This is a genomic window from Bacteroidota bacterium (genome assembly GCA_039821555.1).
Classification (GTDB): Bacteria; Bacteroidota; Rhodothermia; order Rhodothermales; family Rubricoccaceae; genus JBCBEX01.
Map to the genome: position 1 here is coordinate 1 of JBCBNX010000040.1, position 4713 is coordinate 4713.

The window sequence follows — 4713 nt, forward strand, 5'->3', positions numbered from 1 at the left end:
TTCGGGCAGCCAGCCGGTGCCCACGAGCAGGTCCTCGGCAGCCGTCACCATCTCCGACTTCTTCAGCCCGGCGATCCGGTCGGCGGCGTCCTCACCCTTCGCCTCGCGCACGGCCTCCAAGATGCGCGGCTTGGTCACGCGGCCGAGGTAGCGGTCGCCCGTCGTCGTCCAGCCCGCCTTTGCCATGTCGAGCCCGACGGTCCCGGCCAGCACATCCGCATGCGCGATGGCGCGCGGTCGGCGCTGATAGGGATCGTGGACGGCATTGACGGTCATCCCCACGCAATGGGCGAAGAGCGCCTCGCGGCTGCAGCTGTCGAACTCGGTCAGGGCCTCCCAGAGGACTTCTGGCGCTTTTGGCAGGTTCCGTGCCCAGGTCTCGTGACGCTGGTCGATGGCCTGCGCGTAGGCCGTTTCGCCGAGGCCCGGCACCTGCGATCCGAACCCCGCGTTGCGCGGTTCGATCTCGACGCAGCTGTCGATGGCGTAGCGGTAGAAGAGCCGCAAGACCATGGCGTGCAGGGCCGCCAGGAAGGCGACCTGCGGGTCCTGGGCCAGCGCATTGCGCAGCGCCAGGGTGCGATGGGCAGTCAGTTCCATGACGAGGCGGTCGGAGAGCGGTTTCAGGCCGTCGTCCTCTTCCTCCTCGTCCGAGGCCGAGGCAACGGTGTCATCCGCGTCCTCGTCCGGCGCCGCTTGCGGTGCGACCTCGCCGGTGTCCTCCACCTCGTCGACCGGCTCATCTTCGGGCCGCACGTAGCCCCGCTCGACGCGCAGCCGCCCGGAACTGTCGATGCTGACGAAGGCCCCGGCCAGCGCGAGGTCTTCAGCCTCGAACCGGATCGGACGCGCCTCGATGGCCTCCATGGCTTCCTCGATCTTGCCCAACCTGGTATCGACCTCGTCGGGCAGCTCGTCGGCCTCTGCATGCGCGGCCTCGAGCGCGTCGTATTCGGCCTTCAGCGCCTGGTAGGTGGCCGCCTCCTCGTCGCTCATCGGCACCGCCTCGCCATGAACCCGGCGCATCCCGAAGGTGTGGCCGTAGGGAAACTCGGTGTCGACCTCGACCCATTTCCAGCCCTCGGCGCGGACCGCCTCAGCCTCCTCGGCCAGCTTCTCGCGCACTATGACGTCGAGCAGGGCGGCATCCTGCAGCCAGCCGCCGTCGTCCTGCTGGAACAGGTCGCGCAGGATCTCGCCCCCGGCCTCGACGTAATCGTCGAGCCCGATGAACTGCGCCCGCTTGTCGGAGGCCCGCACCGCGCCCTCGGTCAGCATGCGGCGGATCTCGTAGGGCTGCCGCGAATAGTGCCGCTGCAGTGCCTCCCAAACCTGCTCCTGCCGTGCGTGATCGGGGTTGACCGTGAAGGCCATGAGCTGGTCGAGCGTCATCTCCTCCTCGGCATAGGCGTCGAGCAGCGACGGCGCGACGGCGGCAAGCTTCAGCCGCTGCTTGACCACGCTGGCCGAGATGAAGAAGGCAGCGGCGATCTCCTCCTCGGTGCGTCCCTTCTCGCGCATCGCATGGAAGGCGCGAAACTGGTCGAGCGGGTGCAGCGGCGCGCGCTGGACATTCTCGGCCAGGCTGTCTTCCTCGGCCAGCCCGTCAGTGCGCACGATGCAGGGGACAAGTGCTGTCTTGTTCATGCGCTTCTGCTTCACGAGCAATTCCAGCGCCCGGAACCGCCGCCCGCCGGCGGGGATTGTGTACATGCCGGTCTCGGCGCCGCTGTCGTCCAGCACGGGCCGCACGGTGATGGAACTCAGCAGCGTCCGCCGCGCGATGTCCTCGGCCAGTTCCTCGATCGACACGCCCGCCTTGACGTGACGCACGTTGGACTGGGAGAGCATCAGCTTGTTGAATGGGATGTCGCGCGAGGCGCTGAGGGTGATCTTCTGTTGCTTGGTCATCGGGATATCTCCGCGACGGGCCAGCCGGGAGCCTCTCTCCCGACCTCCAAACCCGTCACGGAGAACCCGGCACCCCTCTCACTCTAGGACGCGACTGGCCCCGATCCGACCGGCAGGTTCGGCGGCGGTACAGAGCCGTGTTTGAATTCGGGGTTTGCAACTGCTATTTTTCGGCACGCGCCACAACGAGCAGAAATTGCAGATCGAGTCTTCGACATTGCGAGACCTGTGGTGCAAAACGGAGCGCCGATTTTTTCGCTTCAGAGGGCTTGATCTCCCAATCCAATCACGCAAACGCCTTAAGGAGGTCCAAAATCACCTATGCAAAATTTCTGAGAGCGGCAGTTGGCGGCGCCGTCGCCATCATGATCGCAAACGTCGTCAGCAATATCCTGTTCTTCCAGATCGGCAGGCCGATCTTGTTCGAGAACGAGCTTCAGAGCCCCAAGGTCATTGCCGTTCTTTTCGAGATGGAACCACTCCCCCTGATGTTCACGAACGGCCCGCTCTACATCGCCATCGCCGCCGTCATCGGCGTTGTTCACGGACTGGTGTTCCTCTGGATCGAGCCGGCCTTACCGCACGGGATCGTCAAGCGTGGAGCGAGTTTCGCCGTTATCCTCTGGGCGCTGATGGCGCTCTATTTCGAGTTCCACACACCTTTTAACATGTTCGGAGAGCCACCAGTTCTCGTTGCCGTCGAGTTAAGCTTTTGGGCCGCAGTGACACTCGTTCAGGGGGTAGTACTTTCGGCCATCTACGGAAGGGGGCGCCATGAACTGGCAAGCGCTGTGGAATGACGGTCTCGTAATCTCCGTTCATGCGCTCGTCGCTATCTTCGCTATGGCTGTGGGCGCGATCCAGTTGACGGCGCCCAAAGGGACCTTGCGGCACCAGTGGTTCGGCTACGTCTGGGTCGGCACCATGGCCATCGTAGCCATGACCAGTTTCTGGATACATGAGTTCCGATGGTGGGGACCTTTTTCGATCATCCACGTGCTGTCTCTCCTCGTTCTTGCGACGCTGGTCTATTCCATCAACGCTGTGCGTCGTGGCAACGTGATCGCCCACCGGAATTCGATGGTGCAACTCTACGTTCTAGCCCTCTTACTCACCGGTGCCTTCACGCTGGTTCCTGGTCGTACGATGCATGCGGTACTTTTCGGAGGCTAGCTGGCAAGGCGACCCGACAGGCACGCGAGACATTCACTGGCTGGTTGATTGTGGGAGGCGAACTCTTTCCTCGTTCCGCCTCCCGTCGCTAACTCCTAACCCGCCTTCTCCAACAACACCTTCGCCTTTCCCTCCATCACCAGCCGCGCATCCTGCTGTGGCTTCGACCGGGCGACGGCAGTGATCCCCTGCACGAAGTCGAAGACGCTCTCGGGCGGACGGCCTTCCTCGGCCAGCACCGTCTCGACGATCCGCCCAGTCTCCGCCTTCGAGAATCCGCGCTTGCGCAGGAAATCCTGACGGTTGTCGTCCGAGCGCGCGACGATCTTCTCCCGCGCCGCGCGGATGCCGTCGATGAAGGGCGCGGGCGAGGACCCGGCAAAGCGGCTGAGCGCCGGGGCGGCCTCGTGGGCGAAGCGGGAGGCGGCGTATTTCGAATGCCGGATGGTGATCTCCTGGAAGTCCTCGACGCCCCAGAGGTTGCGGTTCTGGCAAACCGCGCGCAGGTAGAAGCTGGCGATGCCGAGCGTCTTCGCCCCCACCTCCGAATTCCAGCAATAGAACCCCCGGAAGTAGAGGTCGGGTGAGCCATCGGGCAGCAGTCCCGCCTCTATCGGGTTCAGGTCGTCGACGAGGAACAGGAAGACGTCGCGGTCCGAGGCGTAGAGCGTCGTCGTCTCCTTCGTCACGTCCACGCGCGGGTTGTAGATGCCGGTGGACCAGTCGAGCACGCCCGGTACCTTCCAGCGCGTGTCGCCGGTGCCGTTGCCCGCGATGCGCTGCACGGCGGAGACCAGTTCGTGGTCGAAGATGCGGCCATAGTCGGGGCCGGTCACCGCGCGCAATTCGGTGCGGCCTTCCGCGACTTCCATCGTCTTGATCTGCTCGGCCCGGTGATTGGTCAGCCCGTATTGCAGGTTGATCCCCGCCAGCGGCGCGGGCAGCTGCCGCAGATAGGCGGCGGGCGCGCCCACGAGGCTCGAGAGCTGGCCGAAAGACCAATGCGTCGGCGCTATGGGCTCATCCGCGCCGGGCAGGATCAGCCCAAGCTTCTCCGGGTTGTCGCGATGCGCCTCAACCCGGATCGCCGCGCTCTCCACCGTGCGAGTCCGGCTGCGTTCCGCCCGGCCCTTGACCGAGGCGAAGAGATCGTCGAGCGACAGATACCGCTCGTCATCCGGCCGCGAGAACCACTCCGACGACACGCGATCGACGTTCTCGCCCCGCGACACATCCACCCTGTAGCCGCCGCTGATGTCACGCCCGGCATCGATAATCTCGGTATTCATGGGTTTTCTCCCGCGACGGGCGGCCGGGAGCCTCTCTCTCGACCTCCAAACCCGTCACGGGCCGGAACGGCACCCCTCTGACTCTCAGATCACTCCGCTGCTAGATCCCCGAGTGGGGAGGGGCCGCGCGACGCGGCCAGCCGGTGCAGCGCCTCCGGGCGGATATGGGTGTAGCGGCGCAGCATCTTCCAGTCCTTGTGGCCGGTGACCAACGAGACCTGTTCGATCGCGAAGCCGGCCTCGAACAAGCGGCTTGTACCTTCATGGCGCAGATCGTGGAAATGAAGGTCCTTCACGCTGACCTCCACGCAGGCGCGCCGGAAGGCGGTTCCGACCGACC

General features: G+C 64.8%; 5 protein-coding genes. 2 read left to right on the top strand and 3 right to left on the bottom strand.

The genetic code is table 11. The features are described from left to right. The coding region (locus AAFU51_18710) for a ParB N-terminal domain-containing protein (GenBank protein ID MEO1573281.1) at positions 1–1911 on the bottom strand (1911 nt) is incomplete at its 3' end. 269 nt (positions 1912–2180) lie between these two features. Between AAFU51_18710 and AAFU51_18715 the strand changes: the two genes are divergently transcribed. Both AAFU51_18715 and AAFU51_18720 read left to right on the top strand, forming a co-directional pair. After that, a complete protein-coding gene (locus AAFU51_18715) occupies positions 2181–2711 on the top strand; it encodes a hypothetical protein (GenBank protein MEO1573282.1) in 531 nt (176 codons plus the stop codon). Beyond that, positions 2686–3084, top strand: a complete 399-nt coding sequence (locus AAFU51_18720; protein ID MEO1573283.1) for a DUF2306 domain-containing protein — start codon at positions 2686–2688, stop codon at positions 3082–3084. Before AAFU51_18715 ends, AAFU51_18720 begins: the two co-directional genes overlap by 26 nt. Positions 3085–3179: 95 nt before the next feature. Here AAFU51_18720 and AAFU51_18725 read toward each other — a convergent pair whose 3' ends face one another. Both AAFU51_18725 and AAFU51_18730 read right to left on the bottom strand, forming a co-directional pair. Beyond that, entirely contained in the window at positions 3180–4373 is a 1194-nt protein-coding gene (locus AAFU51_18725) for a DUF932 domain-containing protein (protein ID MEO1573284.1), read from the bottom strand. A gap of 89 nt (positions 4374–4462) precedes the next feature. Further along, positions 4463–4713: tyrosine-type recombinase/integrase (locus AAFU51_18730; protein MEO1573285.1), on the bottom strand; the 251-nt coding region annotated here is incomplete at its 5' end.

Bases quoted from the DNA above. Each gene is read 5' to 3' on its own strand.
- AAFU51_18720 (MEO1573283.1), top strand. From the start codon at position 2,686: ATGAACTGGCAAGCGCTGTGGAATGACGGTCTCGTAATCTCCGTTCAT.
- AAFU51_18725 (MEO1573284.1), bottom strand. From the start codon at position 4,373: ATGAATACCGAGATTATCGATGCCGGGCGTGACATCAGCGGCGGCTAC.